The organism is Streptomyces sp. UNOB3_S3 (assembly GCF_020740895.1).
Taxonomy (GTDB): domain Bacteria; phylum Actinomycetota; class Actinomycetes; order Streptomycetales; family Streptomycetaceae; genus Streptomyces.
The window spans coordinates 1-18,914 of sequence record NZ_JAILXP010000115.1 but is presented as its reverse complement, the minus strand read 5'-3'; the positions used below and the strand labels follow the sequence as shown (position 1 = coordinate 18,914).

Annotated in this window: 19 protein-coding genes; 9 read left to right on the top strand and 10 right to left on the bottom strand. The window is 71.8% G+C overall.

From position 1 onward, the window contains the following. The 3 genes from ureG to K6I33_RS15040 all read left to right on the top strand — a co-directional run. A partial coding sequence (gene ureG / locus K6I33_RS15050) for an urease accessory protein UreG (protein ID WP_229352015.1) occupies positions 1–617 on the top strand: 617 nt, incomplete at its 5' end. After that, positions 614–1,423, top strand: a complete 810-nt coding sequence (locus K6I33_RS15045) for an urease accessory protein UreD (RefSeq protein ID WP_229352014.1) — start codon at positions 614–616, stop codon at positions 1,421–1,423. The genes ureG and K6I33_RS15045, both read left to right, overlap by 4 nt. A gap of 180 nt (positions 1,424–1,603) precedes the next feature. Next, positions 1,604–3,208 (top strand): alpha/beta hydrolase, encoded by a 1,605-nt coding sequence (locus K6I33_RS15040; protein ID WP_229352013.1) that lies wholly within the window; start codon positions 1,604–1,606, stop codon positions 3,206–3,208. Between the two features lie 74 nt (positions 3,209–3,282). Here the strand turns inward: K6I33_RS15040 and K6I33_RS15035 are convergent, their stop codons facing one another. Further along, complete coding sequence (locus K6I33_RS15035; RefSeq protein ID WP_229352012.1) at positions 3,283–3,396, bottom strand: SapB/AmfS family lanthipeptide; 114 nt, start codon at positions 3,394–3,396, stop codon at positions 3,283–3,285. 57 nt (positions 3,397–3,453) lie between these two features. After that, entirely contained in the window at positions 3,454–6,120 is a 2,667-nt protein-coding gene (lanKC, locus tag K6I33_RS15030) for a class III lanthionine synthetase LanKC (RefSeq protein ID WP_308297168.1), read from the bottom strand. A gap of 272 nt (positions 6,121–6,392) precedes the next feature. Here lanKC and K6I33_RS15025 point away from each other — a divergent pair, with 272 nt between their 5' ends. Together K6I33_RS15025 and K6I33_RS15020 are read left to right on the top strand one after the other, a co-directional pair. Further along, on the top strand, positions 6,393–7,298 hold the full coding sequence (locus tag K6I33_RS15025) for a DUF4190 domain-containing protein (RefSeq protein ID WP_229352011.1): 906 nt from the start codon (positions 6,393–6,395) through the stop codon (positions 7,296–7,298). A 171-nt stretch (positions 7,299–7,469) separates the two neighbouring features. Further along, positions 7,470–8,630, top strand: coding sequence for a 3-deoxy-7-phosphoheptulonate synthase (locus tag K6I33_RS15020; protein WP_229352009.1), 1,161 nt, complete (start codon positions 7,470–7,472; stop codon positions 8,628–8,630). A gap of 22 nt (positions 8,631–8,652) precedes the next feature. On the opposite strand, the gene K6I33_RS15015 is transcribed toward K6I33_RS15020, so the two are convergent. Then, on the bottom strand, positions 8,653–9,480 hold the full coding sequence (locus K6I33_RS15015) for a TIGR02452 family protein (protein ID WP_229352008.1): 828 nt from the start codon (positions 9,478–9,480) through the stop codon (positions 8,653–8,655). Positions 9,481–9,685: 205 nt separating this feature from the next. On the opposite strand from K6I33_RS15015, the gene K6I33_RS15010 reads away from it, so the two are divergent. Next, positions 9,686–10,093 carry an SSI family serine proteinase inhibitor gene (locus tag K6I33_RS15010; protein WP_229352006.1) on the top strand — a complete coding sequence of 136 codons (408 nt, stop codon included), beginning with the start codon at positions 9,686–9,688 and terminating at the stop codon, positions 10,091–10,093. 28 nt (positions 10,094–10,121) lie between these two features. Here the strand turns inward: K6I33_RS15010 and K6I33_RS15005 are convergent, their stop codons facing one another. The 5 genes from K6I33_RS15005 to K6I33_RS14985 all read right to left on the bottom strand — a co-directional run bounded on the left by K6I33_RS15005 (position 10,122) and on the right by K6I33_RS14985 (position 14,610). Then, a complete protein-coding gene (locus K6I33_RS15005; RefSeq protein ID WP_229352004.1) occupies positions 10,122–10,280 on the bottom strand; it encodes a hypothetical protein in 159 nt (52 codons plus the stop codon). A 122-nt stretch (positions 10,281–10,402) separates the two neighbouring features. Beyond that, positions 10,403–11,380, bottom strand: coding sequence for a cytochrome c oxidase assembly protein (locus K6I33_RS15000; RefSeq protein WP_229352003.1), 978 nt, complete (start codon positions 11,378–11,380; stop codon positions 10,403–10,405). Between the two features lie 90 nt (positions 11,381–11,470). After that, the gene (locus K6I33_RS14995) at positions 11,471–12,496 is read right to left on the bottom strand and encodes a 6-phosphofructokinase (RefSeq protein ID WP_229352002.1); all 1,026 of its coding nucleotides are present in this window, start codon (positions 12,494–12,496) and stop codon (positions 11,471–11,473) included. A 117-nt stretch (positions 12,497–12,613) separates the two neighbouring features. After that, positions 12,614–13,342, bottom strand: a complete 729-nt coding sequence (locus K6I33_RS14990) for a type 1 glutamine amidotransferase (protein ID WP_229352001.1) — start codon at positions 13,340–13,342, stop codon at positions 12,614–12,616. A gap of 29 nt (positions 13,343–13,371) precedes the next feature. Next, positions 13,372–14,610, bottom strand: a complete 1,239-nt coding sequence (locus K6I33_RS14985) for a MurT ligase domain-containing protein (RefSeq protein ID WP_229352000.1) — start codon at positions 14,608–14,610, stop codon at positions 13,372–13,374. A 163-nt stretch (positions 14,611–14,773) separates the two neighbouring features. On the opposite strand from K6I33_RS14985, the gene def reads away from it, so the two are divergent. Next, positions 14,774–15,355 (top strand): peptide deformylase, encoded by a 582-nt coding sequence (gene def, locus K6I33_RS14980; protein ID WP_229351999.1) that lies wholly within the window; start codon positions 14,774–14,776, stop codon positions 15,353–15,355. 6 nt (positions 15,356–15,361) lie between these two features. Here def and K6I33_RS14975 read toward each other — a convergent pair whose 3' ends face one another. Further along, on the bottom strand, positions 15,362–16,006 hold the full coding sequence (locus tag K6I33_RS14975) for a TetR family transcriptional regulator (RefSeq protein ID WP_229351998.1): 645 nt from the start codon (positions 16,004–16,006) through the stop codon (positions 15,362–15,364). 149 nt (positions 16,007–16,155) lie between these two features. Here K6I33_RS14975 and K6I33_RS14970 point away from each other — a divergent pair, with 149 nt between their 5' ends. Continuing rightward, complete coding sequence (locus tag K6I33_RS14970; RefSeq protein WP_229351997.1) at positions 16,156–17,379, top strand: acyl-CoA dehydrogenase family protein; 1,224 nt, start codon at positions 16,156–16,158, stop codon at positions 17,377–17,379. A gap of 155 nt (positions 17,380–17,534) precedes the next feature. Then, positions 17,535–18,170, top strand: a complete 636-nt coding sequence (locus tag K6I33_RS14965; RefSeq protein WP_229351995.1) for a DUF4352 domain-containing protein — start codon at positions 17,535–17,537, stop codon at positions 18,168–18,170. A gap of 26 nt (positions 18,171–18,196) precedes the next feature. Here the strand turns inward: K6I33_RS14965 and K6I33_RS14960 are convergent. Next, positions 18,197–18,914 (bottom strand): 4'-phosphopantetheinyl transferase superfamily protein (locus K6I33_RS14960; RefSeq protein ID WP_229351993.1); only part of this gene is annotated, 718 nt, incomplete at its 5' end.

The window sequence follows — 18,914 nt, the reverse complement described above, 5'->3', positions numbered from 1 at the left end:
GCACCCGTCGTGCCCTGCGGATCGGCCTCGGCGGGCCCGTCGGCTCCGGCAAGACGGCGACGGTCGCCGCCCTGTGCCGGGCGCTGCGCGACCGGCTGTCCATCGCCGTCGTCACCAACGACATCTACACCCGCGAGGACGCCGAGTTCCTGCTGCGCAACGCCGTGCTGCCGCCCGAGCGCATCACCGCCGTGGAGACGGGCGCCTGCCCGCACACCGCCATCCGCGACGACATCTCCGCCAACCTCGAAGCCGTCGAGGACCTGGAGGACTCGGTCGGCCCGCTCGACCTCGTCCTCGTGGAGTCCGGCGGCGACAACCTCACCGCCACCTTCTCCAAGGGCCTCGTCGACGCGCAGATCTTCGTCATCGACGTGGCCGGCGGCGACGACATCCCCCGCAAGGGCGGCCCCGGGCTGACCACCGCCGATCTGCTGGTCGTCAACAAGACCGACCTCGCCCCGTACGTCGGCGTCGACCTGGAGGGCATGGCGCGCGATGCCAAGGCCCAGCGCGGGGAGCTCCCGGTGGCGTTCACCTCGCTCGCCGCCGAGGGCGGCGTCGCGCCCGTACGCGACTGGGTGCTGGAGCGGCTCGCGGTCTGGACGGTGGCGTGACGCCACCGGTCGCCGTGGCCACCGCGCTCGCGCCCGACCCCGCCGGCGTGGTGGCGGCGGCCCGGATCGTCGCCGCCCCCGACGGCAGGGGCGGCACCGCCCTGCCCGTCCTGGAGGGCGGGGGGCCGTTCGCCCTGCGCCGGATCGGCGGGCGCGGGGCCGAGGCCCGGGTGGCGCTCGTGGGGGCCATGAGCGCCCCGCTCGGCGGCGACCGGCTGACGCTCGGCGCCCGCGTCGAGTCCGGTGCCGCGCTGTCCTTCTCCACCACGGCCGCCACGATCGCGCTGCCGGGCCGTACGGGCGCGCCCGCCACCTATGACACCCGTATCGACGTGGCCGCCGGCGCCGCCCTGCGCTGGCTGCCCGAGCCGCTGATCTCCGCGCACGGCAGCGACGTCCGCACGACCACCCGCGTCGCGCTCGGCGCCGGGGCCCGGCTGCTGCTCCGCGAGGAGCAGGTCCTGGGCCGGGTGGGGGAGGTCCCGGGGCGGCTGCGCTCGCGGCTGACGATCCATCATGCCGGGCGGCCGCTGTTCGACCAGGAGCTGCGCTACGGACCGGGGGTGCCCGGCTGGGACGGTGGCGCGGTGCTCGGCGGGCACCGCGCGGTCGGCCAGCTCGTCGTCGTGCACCCGGTCTTCGAGGAGCGGCCGGTGGCGGCCCGCGCGCTCGGCGCGACCGCCGCCGTCACCCCGCTCGCCGGCCCGGCCGTCGTGGTGAGCGCGGTGGCGCGGGACGCACTCGGGCTGCGCAAGGTGCTGGATTCCTGGACAAGCGAGCTGAACGACATAATCCGGGCGTTTTAGCGGCAGTTGGGATGAAGGCCGCCACCCGTGCCGCGCCATGTTTCCTCATCTTTACGGATTAGTAAAGATCGCCCTTGCACCCTGTCCTTTGTGGCATGGGAGACGAAAAGATTCCCCCCTGCAGACCGCGTGATCATCGCTGCCCTTCGGGTGGCGCACGAAGCAGGGGGAAATACTGTCTTGAGACCCAACGCGATAGCCGGCGCGGCCGGCACGGTGCTGGCCGGCACGCTGGTCGCCGGTTTCCTGTCCGCACCGGCGGCGGGCGCGGCGCAGGCCGTGCCGGGAGGCGCCGCCGAGGCCAAGGGCGTGAAGATCGCCGCCGAGCGGGCCGCGAAGACGGGCGTGAAGTGGCAGGACTGTCCTGCCGACTGGGGGCTGGAGAAGCCGATCCAGTGCGGCTTCGTCACGGTTCCCGTCGACTACGCCAAGCCCAACGGCCGCACTATCAAGATCGCCGTGGACCGGGCGAAGTCCACCGGCACCGCGAGCGAGCGCCAGGGCGCGCTCGTCTACAACCCGGGCGGCCCCGGCGGCTCCGGCCTGCGCTTCCCCAAGCGGGTCACGACCAAGGCCCCGCTGTACGCCAACATCGCCAAGGCGTACGACTTCGTGGGCTTCGACCCGCGCGGCGTCGGCCACTCCGCCCCGATCTCCTGCGTCGACCCCCAGGAGTTCGCCAAGGCCCCCAAGGCCGACCCGGTGCCGGCCAACGAGGCCGAGAAGCGCGCCCAGCGCAAGCTGGCCAAGGAGTACGCGGACGGCTGCGCCGAGCGCAGCGGTGACCTCCTGCCGTACCTCACGACGCCCAACACCGCCCGTGACGTGGACGTCGTCCGCGCCGCCCTCGGCGAGAAGAAGCTCAACTACCTCGGCGTCTCCTACGGCACCTACCTCGGCGCCGTCTACGGCACGCTCTTCCCGGGCCACGTCCGTCGCATGATCGTCGACAGCGTCGTCAACCCGGCCCAGGACAACATCTGGTACAAGGCCAACCTCGAGCAGGACATCGCCTTCGAGGGCCGGTTCAAGGACTGGGAGAAGTGGGTCGCCCAGCACGACGACGCCTTCCACCTCGGCACCACCCAGGCCACGGTCCACCGGAACTGGGAGAAGCTCCGCGCCTCCGCCAAGCGGAACCCCATCGGCGGGGTCGTCGGCCCGGCCGAGCTGATCGGCTGGTTCCAGAAGGCCGCGTACTACGACTCCTCGTGGGTCCCGGTCGCCCAGACCTGGAGCAAGTACATCGCCGGTGACGCGAAGCCGCTGATCGAGGCGGCCGGCCCGAACATGGACGACAAGGCCGGCAACATCGCTTCCGAGAACAGCAACGCCGTCTACACCGCGGTCGAGTGCGCCGACGCCAAGTGGCCCACCAGCTGGGCCAAGTGGGACCGCGACAACACCCGCATCCACCGCCAGGCCCCGTTCATGACGTGGTCCAACGCCTGGATGAACCTGCCCTGCGCCACCTGGAAGGCCAAGCAGAGCGACCCGATCGAGGTCACCACGCACAAGGGCCTGCCGCAGACCCTCATCGTGCAGTCCGACCGTGACGCCGCCACCCCGTACGAGGGCGCGGTCGAGCTGCACAAGCGCTTCCGCGGCTCGCAGCTGATCACGGAGAAGGGCGCCGGCTCCCACGGCGTCACCGGTCTCGTCAACCCCTGCATCAACAGCAAGGTCGACGCCTACCTCCTGACCGGCAAGCTCACGGGCGGCTCCGACGTGACGTGCACCCCGCACGCCACCCCCGAGCCCCCGAAGGCCACCGCCACCAAGTAACCACCGGTAGCGGTACGTCACACATCCGTGCCCCGGCCCGATAAGGGTCGGGGCACGGCCCGTTGTTGCCGCTATCAGCATCCGCACAGGGAGCTGAGCCAGCTGTGACACGAGAAGACGCTGTAGTTGCTGTCGAAGCCCGTGGTTTCGATCTCGGAGTCCAGGTCCTGCAGGTCGAGGAGTGACATGGGGATTCCCTTTCTCGATGTCTGCTTTGTGTGGAGAGGAACGTGTGGATCGCAGCCTCACTGATACGAGGCTGGTACTTGGGCGTCCCTGCTGGGCAGGAACGGCAGATGCGCGGGGTGGTTCCCCAGCGCCGTGGCGAGGGCGAGCAGGCAGCCGGCGGTCCCGGTGGCGAGGTCCATCGACAACCGCATCATCTGGTGGCCAGGGAAGGCGATGTCGCCGCGATAGGCCATGCGGTAGTAGCCGAGAGAAGCCGCCTGATGCCGGAGCTCGTCGGCCGGTACGCCTGGGGTGGTCGTACGGTTGACGAACCACAGCAGCCCGGCGCGCCCTTGGAACAACCCCGGCTGAGTGTAGGAGCGGGACCGGGCGGCGAGCAGGATTCCCGTGCGGGTCCCGGCGAGTTCGGCGGCCTGCTCGGGCGCGTGGGCGAGGTAGTCGTCGAGGACCGCGCCGATGCCGACGCTGCCGATGCCGAGGGACGGCGTGATGCGCCAGCCCTCATTCACTCCCAGAGCGCCGCCGGCCATGGGTGTGCATTGTGCGAGATCCAGGTCCAGGGCGTCGCGAGCGAGGCCGAGCAGAGCGGGTGCGCCGGTACGTTCGTACAGCCGCAGGAAGAGCAGGGCGGGGCCGGTGGCGCCGTGAAGGAGTCCGGCACGCCGGCGCGCGGGCCCGCGACGTTCGCGGGTGGCGAGTCGGTCGGCGACGATCCGCGCGGCTTCGGTGGCTCGCTCGTGGAAGGTCTGCTCGCCGGTGGCGTGGGCGAGGTGATCGAAGAGGAGGCCGATTCCGGCCAGACCGCTGTTCAGGTCCGAGGGAAGAAGACGCCAGTCGTAGCCGAGCAGGGACTCGGTGAGATCGAGCGCGGACCGGGTGTGGCCCAGACGATCGAGGGTGAGGATGACGCCGGCCAGACCGTTGTACAGGCCCATGGGCGTATTCGGCGGCAGCGGGTCGATGTGGTCGAGCAGCCATCGCTCCCCTTCCTCGTACCGCTCGGCACCGCTCTCGGCCAGCGTGTAGAGCACCCCCGCCGCACCGTGGGCCAGGCCGAGCCCGCCGCCGTCGGAGAACTGTGCGATGTCGCCGGGGAAGAGCCGGTCGTCCCGGTCGGGAGTGGCGGAGGCCAGAATGGCACGCACCATCGAGTCACGACCGTGCGGCCAGTTCCCGGGTTCCGGCAAGTCCGGGGACCAGTGTTCGGAGCGCGAATCCGGAATGGGAGCGCTCGGCGAACGCGGGGCCGACCGGCTGCCGGCGTCCGGTTCCGGGAGTGCGCCCGAGGCGATCTCGGCGACGGCTTCCCGGAGGAACCCCTGTGGTACGTCGGGGAAGTGTTCGGCGACGATCTCGGCGAAATGGCTCGCCTTGCCGCGATCGATGGCGAAGAGCGAGGTCAGAGGAATGAACAAAGCGAGCCGGAGACAGGCCAGGGTATACCGGTCCACCTCGGTGCCCGTGCGGCCGGGCGGTGCGATGAAGCCCGGATGAGCAGCGATCTGGCGGCCGGACTTCGCCGGTGGAGCGGCTGCTTCGAAGTCGATGAGGGTAACGGACTGTTCGTCCGGTGACACCATGATGTTGGACGGATGTAGATCGTTGAAGCACAAGCCCCTGCCGTGCATCGCCCACACCGCCTTTTCGACGGCGTGATGGATACGCAGTGCCCAGTCCGTGTACTCGGCGACGGCCCCGGGATCAGGATCGGCCGTCAGCAGGGGATGCCGACGAGCGAAGAAGGAATTGAGCGCACGGCCCTCGACGAAATCCATGACGAGGAAACGGTGGCCGCCGAGGGCGAACCAATCGCGCGCCGCCGGTGCGACCCCGAGGCCGGCCAGCATCTCCAATGCGGCCTTCTCCCGCTCCAACCGTGCGATCGCATCGGAACCGTCGGCGGCGATCCCGGCATGAGGGCGTCCTTCCTTGAGGATCACGGTCCGCCCGTCGCGAGTGTCGGTGGCACGATAGACGCCGCCGCCGTTGGAGTAGTGCAAGGCGGCCTCGATCCGGTACGGCAGCCCGGCGAGGAGCGTACTTTCGCGGACGGCCAGATGAGGTTCGAGAAAGGAGGGCATCCTCACCCACGTCGGGACGTGGAACGCCGGCGCCCGATGGTCGGGGACGAGACGCCCCTGATCGTCCTCCACCGCCGATACGAGCCTGCCCCGGTCGTCCACGCAGTCACGACGGACGAAGGCGCCGTACCGTACGTACAGCGGCCCCTCCGCCCAGCGCAGATCGGTGAGGACGTACGGACCCGGACGGCCACCGATGATCTCGTGCAGCTCCTTGAGCACGGTGTGCAGCCGCACGTCGTCGACCGGATAGACGGTGATGAGCTTCCCGCTGCCGTCGCGGGGCGCGTACTTGGCGTTCCGCAGTCTCCACAGGTGCGGTCCCCGCACGAATTTGAACGGGATTCCCCGCGGAACACAGTAGTCCCAGACGTCTTCGGCGGTCTTTTCCGCGCCCTCGTCAGTGGCCGACACATGAATCTTCCATCCCTGTTTGGGGAAGGCCGACTCATCTGCCGATAACCAGTCCGGAAAGAGGTGCAGCCAGTCTCCGTGCCGGGCCGACCGCCATCCCTTGGGCAGTGGGCGTCCAACAGCCGCGAAGGGAGCGGCAGACGCCGCATCGGAGGGGGCGGACGCCCGGTCCAACTGCTCGTAGAAAGGCGTGCCTGGCACACAATGGGCCGCGTACTGGTGGTCCACCTCACGCTCCCTTCTCCGCACACGGCAGTGACCGGAGCCCCGGGCAGACGCCGCGTGCTCCGACACCTCCAGCGCGGCACGAGGCAATCCGCGTGCCCGTCCCCGTGCCGGCCGTCACTCTGGCAGCGCAGGGTGAAATTCCAGTGAAACAGCCCTTCAGGCGCCTTCCTTTGCAGAGCTCGACCGCTGCGTGATTCGACTCGACCACGGCTCGGTAAAAACGGCTGGTAGTGTCGTTGATCCGCCGATTCGACCTGCTTGAAGGACTTCGCATGAGCACGCCCGCTCCGCCCGGCGACCAGAATCCCGGCGACCAGAATCCTGTGGACCGGGATCCCGTGGACCAGGTGCCGGCCGGCCAGAATCCGTGGGGCCCCCGGCCGGTGGGACCGGCCGCTCCGTACTGGCCGCCGTACCCGATACCGATGGTGCCGCAGGCGCGCAACGGCATGGGTATCACGGCCCTGGTGCTCGGCATCATCGGCGTGGTCCTCGGCCTGGCCGTCGTCCTGTTCTGGCTGTCCTGGCTGCCGGCCCTGCTGGCCGTGATCTTCGGCTTCGTCGGACTGAGCTACGCGCGCAAGGGGCTGGCGACCAACAGGGCGATGGCGCTGGCCGGGGTGATCCTGGGCGTGGCCGGTCTCCTGATCTCGGCCGGCGGCGGCGTGCTCGCCGCGGTGGCGGTGAAGGAGGTCGCCGACGACAGGCGTGCGAAGGACAGGAAGGACAAGGCGTCGGCCGCCGCGGAGGAGGAGAAGCGGAAGGCGGAGGAGAAGGCCAGGCACCTGTCGTTCGGTCAGTCGTACACGTTCGGGAACGGCCTGAAGGTCACGGTGGCCAAGCCGGAGCCGTTCACCCCGAGCGACTACGTACTCGGCCACGCGAAGGGGAACAAGGCCGTCGAGGTGACGGTCACCGTCGTCAACACCGGCACGGAGCGGCTCCCGGTCGAGACGGGGCTGCCCCGGGTCAACGATGCCAACGGTGCTTCCACGGAGCTGGTGATCGACGGAAGCGGACGCCAGAAGGTCATCACCGGCTACGTCCTGCCCGGCAAGGAAGCCGTCGGCAAGTACGCCTTCTCGCTGCCGCCCGACGCGGCCGACAAGGCCGAGGTCGAGTTCAGCCCTGATGGAAAGCGGTGGCAGGACGCCTACTGGTCCGGCCCCCTCTCTTGAACGGTCCCGAGCGGGTTCCGTAGCCCGCGTACCACTCGGCGACACCCGGCACTCGACACCCGCCGCGGCGCCGCCAGGGGTTCTTGACGGGGACCGGCGCGTGGGCTGGAATTCCTGGGCCGGACATCCCGCCGGCCGCCGCGTGCGGCCGGCCCGCCCAGGGACGGGGACATGACTCCACTGCCGCAGGCCGGACCGCCGGTGACGGCCGGGCCGCTCCAGGATCTGCCCCCGCTCGTCTTCGCCGAGGAGTGCGACCGGCTGCGGGACCGGCTCGCGGCTGTCGCCCGCGGCGAGGCGTTCCTGCTGCAAGGGGGCGAGAGCGCCCGGAGTTTCGACGGGACGACCGCCGATTCCGTCGGCGGCATCCTCCGTACGCTCCTCCAGATGGCCGTGGTCCTCACCTACGCGGCCTCGGTCCCGGTGGTCAAGGTCGGCCGGGTCGACTTCGGCCGGGTCGACTTCGGCGAGCCCGCCGGCCCGGGCGACCCCGGCTCCCACCGGCTGCACCGGATGTACGAGGCGTCGGCCACTACGCTCAACCTCGTACGCGCCTTCGGCATCGGAGGCCATGCCGACCTCCACCAGGTGCACGAGTGGAACCGCGGGTTCGTGACCGATTCCCCGGCCCGTCGCCGCTACGCGGAGCTCGCCGACGGGATCGAGCGCTCGCTGCGCTTCATGCACGCGTGCGGGGTCGATCCCAAGGAGGTCCACACCGTCGAGTTCTTCGCGGGCCACGAGGGACGGCGGCTCGACTACGAAGAGGCGCTCACCCGCACCGACGGCCGCACCGGCCTGCCCTACGCGACCAGCGCCCACCTGCTGTGGACCGCCCTGCCCGGCCACGGCGCGGACGGCGAGCACCTCGCGTACCTGTCCCGGATCCACAACCCCGTCGCCGTGGAGCTCGGCCCCGGCGCCGACCCGGACGCCGTCCTCGCCTGCCTCGACCGGCTCGACCCGGACCGTGTCCCCGGCAGGCTCACCTTCATCGCCCGGATGGGCGCCGAAGCCGTCCGGGACCGGCTGCCCGCGCTGGTGCGCAAGGCCGAGGGGGAGGGCGCGAAGCCCGCCTGGGTCTGCGACCCCGTGCACGGCAACACCGTCCGGACGGCCGGCGGGCGGGCGGTCCACGACTTCGACGCCCTCCTCGACGAGGTCCGGGGCTTCTTCGAGGTCCACCGGTCCTGCGGCACCCACGCCGGCGGCATCCACGTGGCGCTGACCGGCGACCGGGCCGCCGGGACCGCCCATGGCACCCGGCTCGACCGGGCCCAGTCCCTCGACCTGGCGTTCCTCGTCGCCGAGATGATGGGGGAGCGGGCCTGACCGAGGGCCCCGCTCCCTCGCGTCAGCGACCGCCCGCCGCGAACACCGACGCGAAGGCCGCCCGGGTCGGCGAGTCCGCGCGCCGGTCGAGGACCGCGAAGACGACGTGCGCGAAACGGTCCGCGAAGCGGCCCGTGCCCGTGAGATGCCCGGCGAACGCCGCCGCGACCTGCCCCGGGTCGTTGCGGAAGACCCCGCATCCCCACGCCCCGAGGACCAGCCGGCGGTAGCCGTGCGCGGCGGCCACCTCCAGCACCCGGCCCGCGCGCTCGTCCAGTGCCGCCGGGATCCGGGCAGTGAGCTCCGGCGTGCGCTGGGCGATCACCCCGGCGTTGGGGGCCGGGGAGGTCAGGAAGCCCACCGTGTACGGGGTCTCCAGGAGCCCGTCACGGTCGTCGCGGAAGACCGGCACGCCGGGGGAGTGGATGACCCGGTCGCTGTAGAAGGGGCTGGGGTCCGCGCGGTGGGCGGCGTAGTACTCCGGGACCTCGCGCAGACAGGTGTACAGGGCCGAGCCCCGGCACAGCGCCTCCTCCTGCGCCTGGGCGCCGTTGAGGTAGCCGCCGCCGGGGTTGCGGGCGGAGGCGAAGTTGAGCACCGCGACGCCGCCGTCCGCCGCCAGGCGACGCGACGCGTCCAGGCTGCCCTCGGCCGTCACCTCGAAGACCGTCGCCGCCACGGGTTCCACCGGCGGTACGGCCACCGGCTCCGGGCCGTACAGCCGCGTCCCCCGGCAGGCCGCCCCGACCGCCTCGGCGATGTCCGCCCACCGGCCGCCCGGTGTCGTATAGCCCCCGTCGGCGACGATCGACTCCGTCACCCGTGCGACCTCGCGCAGCCGTGCGCTCATTGCGTTCCCCCTTGTCAGAAGCCTTTTGTACGGACGGGAGCGTACGGAGGGCGGCCGTCCGCCGCGAGGGATTTTCCCCTTCGGCCCGGCCGCCGACCGGGTGGCCGCCTCCCCCCACACGGGCGACGGGCCGGTGCCGTCACTTGCCGCACGGCGGCCCCGCGCGGTGCCCTGACCGGCACGACCGCGCCCGGGAGGCACCCCCATGTCCGTACGCACCACCACCGCGACAGCGGCGGCGACCCTCACCGCGACCGCCACCGCGCTGCTCGCACTGCCCCCGACAGCGGCGGGCACCGGAACGAACGAGGCGGGACAGCTCCTCCTCACGATCTCCGGCGCACGGAACACCTGGATCCGCGGCGTCCGGCTCGTCTGCCCCGGCACGGGCGGCCACCACCCCCACGCGGCCGAGGCCTGCGCGGACCTGGAACGGGCGGGCGGCCGCCCCGATACGCTCCCCGCCGACACCGGCCGGGTGTGCACCCGGGAGGACGACCCGGTCACCGCCACCGCCGACGGGGCATGGCACGGCACCACGGTGGCCTGGCGGCGGACCTACCCCAACCTCTGCCTCCTGGAGGCGGCCACGGGAGCGGTCTTCCGCTTCTGAGCGCCTGCCCAGGGCCGGCGCTCAGCATTCACGCCCCGCGCGTCGCCATCGCGCCGATCGTCGCCACACCCAGCACGACCCAGGCGAACCACAGCCAGCCGTCGCTGCCGATCGTCACCGAGTAGGCGGTCACCAGGACCAGCCCCCCGACCGTGAGTCCCGCCATGGCCCTCGTCGATCCGGGCATCCCGCACCTCCTCCACGGCGGCCCCGCCATAGGACGGAACGAAACGGCCGTACATACGCGCGGACCGCGGTCAGGAGACCATCGTCTCCCCACCGCGGTCCGTACCGCCATACCGCCGTCGGCTAGCCCTGCTGCCCCTTGGTGTGGAGCGAGGCCAGATAGGCGTTGTAGGCCTGGAGCTCCTTGTCGCCGCTGCGCTCCTCCGCGCGGTCGGACCGCTTGGCCTGCCGCTGCTCGGAGCGGTACCACTGGTACACCAGCGCCAGCAGCACCAGGACCGACGGGATCTCGCTGAAGGCCCAGGCGATGCCGCCGCCCGCCTTCTGGTCGTCCAGCGCGTCGATGCCCAGCGAGGCCGGCGGGTGCATATACGTGCCGATCATCGGCTCCGAGGCCATCATCAGCGCGATGCCGAAGAAGGCGTGGAAGGGCATGCCCGCGAACAGCTCCAGCATCCGCATCACATAGCCGGGCCGGTGCGGGCCCGGGTCCACACCCATGATCGGCCAGAAGAACACCAGGCCCACCGCCAGGAAGTGGACCATCATCGCGATGTGCCCGGTCCTCGTCTCCATCAGGAAGTCGAAGAGCGGGGTGAAGTACAGCGCGTAGAGGCTCGCGATGAACATCGGGATCGTGAACGCCGGGTGGGTGATGATCCGCATGTAGCGGCTGTGCAGCAGGGCCACCAGCCACTCGCGCGGCCCCTTGCGGCCGCGGCCCGCCGCGGGCAGGGCGCGCAGGGTCAGCGTCACCGGGGCGCCCAGGAGGAGCAGGATCGGGGAGAGCATGCTGATGACCATGTGCTGCACCATGTGCACGCTAAACATGACCATGCCGTAGTCGTTGAGCTTGGTGCACATCACCAGCGCCACGCTCAGCACGCCCAGGGTGAACGCCACCACCCGGCCCCACGGCCAGGCGTCGCCGCGTCTCCGCAGTCGCACCACGCCCCAGCCGTAGAGGCCCAGCCCCAGCAGGCAGCCGATCATGAAGAACGGCTCATTGCTGAATTGCAGACCGCGGCCCAGCGTGAACGGCGGCATGTCCATGTGCATCATGCCGTGCATACCGGGCATGCCGTGCCCGCCGTGATCCATCCACTCTCTCCCATTTCGCACCGATGCGCCTGGACCAGAGTAGAGGCGCCCCGGGGCGGGCCCACGGCCGGGGGCGCCCCGGGGACCGGATCAGAGCACGCAGTCCGCCTCGGCGTAGCGTTCGGCCGGAACCGTCTTCAGCCGCTCGGTGGCCTCGGCCAGCGGCACCAGCGTGATGTCCGTGCCGCGCAGCGCCGTCATCATCCCGAACGCGCTCCGGTGCGCGGCCTCCACGGCGTGCCAGCCGAAGCGGGTGGCGAGCACCCGGTCGTACGCGGTGGGGGTGCCGCCGCGCTGCACATGGCCGAGGATGACGGGACGGGCCTCCTTGTCCAGGCGGCGCTCCAGCTCCCCGGCCAGCTGCCGGGCGACGCCGGCGAAGCGCTCGTGGCCGTAGACGTCCGTGCCGCCGGTCTCGAACTCCATCGAGCCCGGGCGCGGCTTGGCGCCCTCCGCGACGACCACGATGGCGAATCGTTTCCCCGCCTCGAAGCGCTTGCCGACGACCGCCGTCAGCTCGTCGATGTCGAAGGGCCGTTCCGGCACCACGATCGCGTGGGCGCCGGCGGCCATGCCCGACTGGAGGGCGATCCAGCCGGTGTGGCGGCCCATCACCTCCACGATCAGCACCCGCTGATGGGACTCGGCGGTCGTCTTCAGCCGGTCCAGGGCCTCCGTGGCCACGCCCACGGCCGTGTCGAAGCCGAAGGTGACATCGGTCGAGGCGATGTCGTTGTCGATGGTCTTGGGGACGCCGACGATCGGCAGCCCCGCGTCCGACAGCAGCCGGGCTGCCTTGAGGGTGCCCTCGCCGCCGATGGGGATGACGGCGTCCAGGCCGAGCGCGGCCACGTGCTCACGGGCGCGCTCCACGCCGCCGCGCAGATCCTCGGGCCGTACCCGGGAGGAGCCGAGGACGGTGCCGCCGGTGGCGAGGATGCCGGCCACGGACTCCAGGTCCAGCGGCCGGTGGTCGCCCTCCAGCAGACCGCGCCAGCCGTCGTGGAAACCGATGACCTCATCGCCGTGGTCCACGACCGCGCGGTGGACCACGGAACGGATGACGGCGTTGAGCCCGGGGCAGTCGCCGCCGGAGGTGAGCACACCGATGCGCATGACAGGGGGACCTTTTGGGTCGGGGCCCCGAGGGGCCGCTGAAGGACCGGACCCCGTCGTCCGGTGGGAATCCCCGCCACCCTAAACCGTCGGGGCGGCGGGGATCACGACCGTCCGCTATGCGGGCTGTGTCGCCGCGGCGATCCGCTCGGCGCGCAGCGCCTCGTACCAGCGGTCGTCGACCGGCGGCAGGGCGTTGACGTCCAGCGCCAGCTTGATCAGCATGTCCGCGATATGCGGGTTGCGGGCCATGACCGGGCCGTGCATGTACGTACCGAAGACGGTGTCGTTGAACGCGCCCTCGGTGCCGTCGCCGTTGCCGTTGCCGTTGCCGAAACGGACCCGGGCGAACGGGCGGGCCGTCGGGCCCAGGTGGGTGACGCCCTGGTGGTTCTCGAACCCGGTCAGCGGGGGCAGGCCCAGCTGGGGGTCGATGTCGCCGAGCACATCGCCGACGCAGCGCTCGCCCTCGCCCCGGGTGCTGATGACGTCCAGCAGGCCCAGGCCCTGCTCGCGCCGGCCCAGGTCGTTGATGAACTCGTGGCCCAGGATCTGGTACCCGGCGCAGACCGAGAAGACGATCGCGCCATTGGCGACGGCCCGGTTGAGACCGCCGTCGCGGCGCAGCCGCTCGGCCGCCAGCCGCTGCGGCCGGTCCTCGCCGCCGCCGATCAGGTAGATGTCACCCGAGGTGGGGATCTGCTGGTCGGAGCGGACGTCCACGCGCTGGACGTCCAGGCGGCGCTGATGGGCGCGGCGCTCCAGGACCAGGACGTTGCCCTGGTCGCCGTAGGTGCTGAGCAGGTCGGGGTAGACCCACACCACACGCAGACTGTTCTGGCTCATGCTCACAATCCTTTGAGTGCTGCCGTGGGTCAGTTGCCGACGACGCGGCGGATGTCCTGGAAGGCGGTGTAGTTCGCGATGACCTCGACCTTGCCGGGCGGGGCCATCTGCACCGCCTCGTCGAACGTCTCGCAGACCCGGAAGTCCACGCCCGCGACCTCCAGGCGCACGGCCAGGTCCAGCTTGCGGTCGCCGATGACCATGATCGGGTGCCCGGCGAGCCGGGTGTAGTCCACGTCCCACAGCCACGAGGTGTCGGTGCCGTCCGCGCCGCGGGCGTTCACCGACAGGATCACCGGTGCCGGCGGCCCGTCGATCAGCGAGAAGGTCTCCAGCCAGCCGGCCGGGTTCTTCGCCAGCAGCAGCCGCACCTCACGGCCCTGGTAGCTCACCACGTCGTACCGGCCGGCCACGGCCTGCACCTGGTACATCCGCTCCAGCGCCACCTGCGGCGGCACGCCGAAGGTCGCGGCCACGGCGGCCGAGGTGGTGGCGTTGGCCTTGTTGGCCCGGCCCGGCAGCTGGAGGTGGATGGGCCAGGCGGAGCCGTGCGGGTCGAGGACGTAGTCCCCCGACAGCGCCCAGCTCGGCGTCGGCCGGCGGAAGCCGCACTCGCCGCAGAACCAGTCGTCGCCCGGGCGCTGCATCACACCACCGCAGGAGGGGCAAGACCAGGCGTCGTCCTTCCACTCCTGGCCGGCGGCCACCCACACCACGTTCTGCGACGAGGACGCCGCCCACACGATCAGCGGGTCGTCCGCGTTGGCGATGATCACGGCCTTGGTGCCGGTCAGGCCCTCACGCCACTTCTCGGCCAGCATGCGGGTCTCCGCGGCGCGGTCCAGCTGGTCGCGCGAGAGGTTCAGCAGCGCTATGGCCTTGGGCGAGGTGTCGCGCGCGACTCCCGCCAGGTACTTCTCGTCCACCTCGATCACGCCGTAGCGCGCGTCCGAGCCGCCCGCCAGGGCGGAGGTGATGCCCGCGGGCATGTTCGCGCCCAGGGCGTTGGACACCACCGGACCGCTGGCCCGCAGCGCCTCGGCGATCAGCCGGGTCGTGGTCGTCTTGCCGTTGGTGGCCGACACCAGGATCACGTCCAGGTGGGTTGCCAGCCGGGCCAGCAGGTCGGGGTCGAGCTTGAGCGCGACCTTGCCGCCGATCACCGACCCGCTGCCGCGGCCCGCTGCGCGCGACACCGCCGCAGCCGCCTTGCCCGCCGTCACGGCGAGCTTGGCCCGCGGCGACAGCGGCCCCGAGTTGCCTGCCATCGTCCTAGTCCTCCTTGTTCGGCGCCGGGCCGTAAATCCTGGTCAGCCGGTGGAACGCCCCCTCAGTGCCGAGGGCCGGCCAGGAGACTCCGGTCGGGGATCAGCCTATCGAGATCCGGCCGCGGGCCCGAACCCGCGGCCCGGGGAACGTAGGCTGGAGCGCATGCGACGAGGCACCATTCCCGGCAGTTCAGGACGTGTGCGGCCCATGAGGCTGCTCGGAGACCGGGGTCTCGCGGCACCCTGCGAGGAGGTCACGGCGTTTGACGAGGACCTCGCCCGGCTCGTCGAGGACATGTTCGCGACCATGTACGCGGCGGGCGGCGTCGGCCTCGCGGCCAACCAGGTGGGCGTGCCGCTGCGCGTCTTCGTCTACGACTGCCCCGACGACGAGGACCGCCGCCATCTGGGCCATGTCGTCAACCCCCGGCTCGTCGCCACCGACGGCCCCGTGATCCGCGGCCCCGAGGGCTGTCTGTCCGTGCCGGGCATCGAGGCGGGCACCCCGCGCTACGACGAGGCCGTCGTCGAGGGCGTGCGCCTGGACGGCTCCCCGGTCACGGTGCGGGGCACCGGCTTCTTCGCGCGGTGCCTCCAGCACGAGTGCGACCACCTCGACGGCGGGCTGTACCTCGACCACCTCACGGGGCTCCGGCAGTGGCGCGCCCTGCGGGCGGCACGGCGGGCCGGGCTGTCCCCGGCCCCGGCCGGGGCGCCCGCCCCGGCCCTCGGCCGCGTGGGCTGACGCCCGTCAGAACCCCGGCCCGTCCGCCCGGTCGCCCGACGTGGCCAGGCGGCCCCACAGCAGGTCCGCGAGGTAGCGGACGAGCTGCTCGCGCGGGAAGGGGCGCTCCCGCAGCCACCAGTCGCCGGCGGCGTGCATCATGCCGACGATGCCGTGGCCCCACGCCCGTGCCAGCTCCTCCCCGTCCGGGCCGAGGTCCACGCGCTCGGCTATGACCTGCGCCAGCTCCTCGCCCATGCGCCGCAGCAGCGGCGCCGAGTGCCGGCCGACGTCGAAGCCCTGGTCGGAGGGCTGGCCCTCGTCGGCCGGGTGCATCAGGAAGCGGTAGACCTGGGGCCGTGCCTCTATGGCCGCCAGATAGCTGTCCAGCGTCGTCTCCACCCGCTCACGCCGGTTGGTGGGCGCGTCCAGCGCCTCCCGCAGCCCGGCGAGCAGGGCGTCGGTGTGGCGCACGGCCAGCGCCCGGTACAGGCCCCCCTTGTCGCCGAAATGCCGGTAGAGGATGGGTTTGGTGATCCCCGCCTCCGCCGCGATGGCGTTCATCGACGCCCCCGGTCCCTCCCGCAGCACCACCCGGTCCGCGGCCTCCAGCAGCTCCTTCCGGCGCTGCTCCGCCGCCTTGTGCTGCTCTTCTCGCTGACTGGTCTCCATCAGACGTCTCTCCCCGCCCCAGTGATTCGAAATGCCTGCGCAAAGTAACACCCGATCCACACAGCGGATTCGGGTGGCGGTCCGTTGACAGGCTTTACCCGTGGGTAACATACTGCCGTTACCGCGAGTAGCGCATGTTGGGAGGGGACATGGCCGCCTTCGGGCCGGAGCTGAGCGACGAGCAGGAGACCGTCCGGGACTGGGTCCACGGCTTCGCCGCCGAGGTGATGCGACCCGCCGCCGCGGAGTGGGACGAACGGGAGGAATTCCCCTGGCCGGTGGTCCGCGAGGCCGCCCGGATCGGGCTCTACTCGCTGGACTTCTACGCCCGGCGGTTCTTCGACCCCACGGGCCTGGGGATCCCGGTGGCCATGGAGGAGCTCTTCTGGGGCGACGCGGGCCTGGGCCTCGCGATCACCGGCACGGGGCTCGCGGCGGTCAGCGTCTTCACCAACGGCACCGACGAGCAGATAGGCACCTGGGTGCCGCAGATGTACGGCGACGCGAACGATGTGAAGATCGCCGCGTTCTGCTCCTCCGAGCCCGACGCGGGCTCGGACGTCTCGGCCATGCGCACCCGTGCCCGTCACGACGAGGCCAGGGACGAGTGGGTGATCGACGGGGTCAAGGCGTGGGCCACCAACGGCGGCATCGCCGACGTCCACGTCGTCGTCGCCGTGGTCGACCCGGGGCTCGGGGCCAGGGGCCACGCCTCGTTCGTCGTCCCGCCCGGCACCCCCGGCCTCACCCAGGGCCAGAAGTTCCGCAAGCACGGCATCCGCGCCTCCCACACCGCCGAGGTCGTCCTCCAGGGCGTCCGGGTCCCGGGCCACTGCCTCCTCGGCGGCAAGGAGCGGCTGGACGAGCGCCTCGCCCGCGCCCGCGAGCGCGCGAGCGGCGCCGAGCGCGGCGGCAACGCCGCGATGGCCACCTTCGAGGCGTCCCGCCCGGCCGTCGGCGCCCAGGCCGTGGGCATCGCCCGCGCCGCCTACGAGGTGGCCCTCGACTACGCCCGCACGCGCGTCCAGTTCGGCCGCCCGATCATCGACAACCAGGGCGTCGCCTTCCAGCTCGCCGACATGCGCACCCGGATCGACGCCGCCCGCCTGCTGGTGTGGCGCGCCTCCTGGATGGCCACGGCCGGCCGCCCCTTCACCGCGGCGGAGGGCTCGATGTCCAAACTCTTCGCGGGCGAGACCGCCAAACAGGTCACGGCCCAGGCCATGCAGATCCTCGGCGGCAACGGCTACACCCGCGACTACCCGGTGGAGCGGATGCACCGGGACGCCGCGATCTACTCGGTCTTCGAGGGCACGAGCGAGATCCAGCGCCTGGTGATCGCACGGGCCATCTCGGGGATGCCGATCCGATAGGCCCGATTGGCCCCCGGTCGCGGTGGAATCACCGCCACGGTTTGATCACTCGAGTGTCACAGGAAGCCCACAGGCCCCCTGATTGGCGAAAACGGCTCTGACCTGCCAGTAAGAATGTGCACGTCAAAAACCGAACCACCACGGGGGATACACCGATGCGTCGTCAGCTCTCCACCGCCGCGATCGTGATCGCACTCGCCGCCACCGCCACCGCCTGCAACAGCGACGGTGTCGACGCCAAGCCCGACAGCAGCGCGAGCGCCGGCCAGGGCGCCGTCGCTCCCGACCCGGGCAAGGGCGGCGGCGCCGACAAGGGCGGCGCCGACAAGGGTGGCGCCGGCCAGGGCGGGGCGGACAAGGGGTCCGCCGGCCAGGACGGGGTCGTCGGCAACACCGTCACCATCAAGGCCAAGAACGGCGCCCAGATCGCCGTCACCCTGAAGAACTTCGCCGACCCGGCCCAGAGCGACAACAAGTTCATGAAGCCCTCGGCGGGCAAGCGCTGGGTCGCCGCCCAGCTGGAGATCGTCAACACCGGCAAGGAGGTGTACGACGACAGCCCGGCCAACGGTGTGAAGGTCACGGACGAGGGAGGCCAGGCCTACACCCACTCCATCGGCTCCACCACCGCCGGCGCCAACATGCCCGCCACGGTCAAGCTCACCGCGGGCCAGAAGGCCCTCGGCTACGTGGTGGTCTCGATGCCCGAGACCGCCAAGGTCAAGACCATCAGCTTCACCCCGGACTCCGGCTTCGCCAAGGAGACCGCGGAGTGGACGATCAAGAAGTGACGAACCGCCCGCGACGCGGGTGACGTTCAGGCGGCGAGGCCCTCGGGGCCGAGCCGCCTGACGTCGTAGCGGACCGTGAGCTCGCCGCGCACCGCCGCGGCCGCCGAAGCGGTGCCGGCCGGTACGTCGACGATCGTCCAGCCGGCCGGCCACGGGGGTGTGTCCGGGCCGCCGTTGCCCACGTAGTCGAGGGCGGGGGAGCGGCCCAGGCCCGCGCCCAGCCCCTTGAGATAGGCGCGTTTGCGGACCCGCAGCCGGGAGTGGACCGCGGGGCGGCGCACCACGGGGGCGGACATGACCTCGCGGTGCTCGGCGGGGTGGAGGCAACGGGCGGCCCCGGTCACCGTGTGGACGGCCGTGAGCCGTTCGGCGGCCACGCCCACGGGGGCGGCGGCGACGCCGATCAGCACCAGCCCGTCGCCGCGCGCCAGGGAGAAGAAGGGCGCGCCGGGCGCGGCCGGCCTGCCGTGGGGCCCGCCGCAGCAGGGGCACGCCTCGCGGACGAGGTCCACCGCGCCGGGGGCGGTGTCCAGATACGCCCCGAGGATCCGACGCAGCGTCAGATGTGCTGCCACATAGCCCGCGCGGTCGAAGGGGTGGGCGAACGAGTCGGCCCTGGCGCGTTCCTGGGCGTCGAGCGGGGTCTCGTCGAGGGCGGTGGCGCCGAGCCACGGCCCGGGGAGGCACAGCAGCCAGAGGTCGAGCGCGCCGGTGGGCGGGATGTCGAGGGCCGTGGGCCAGGAG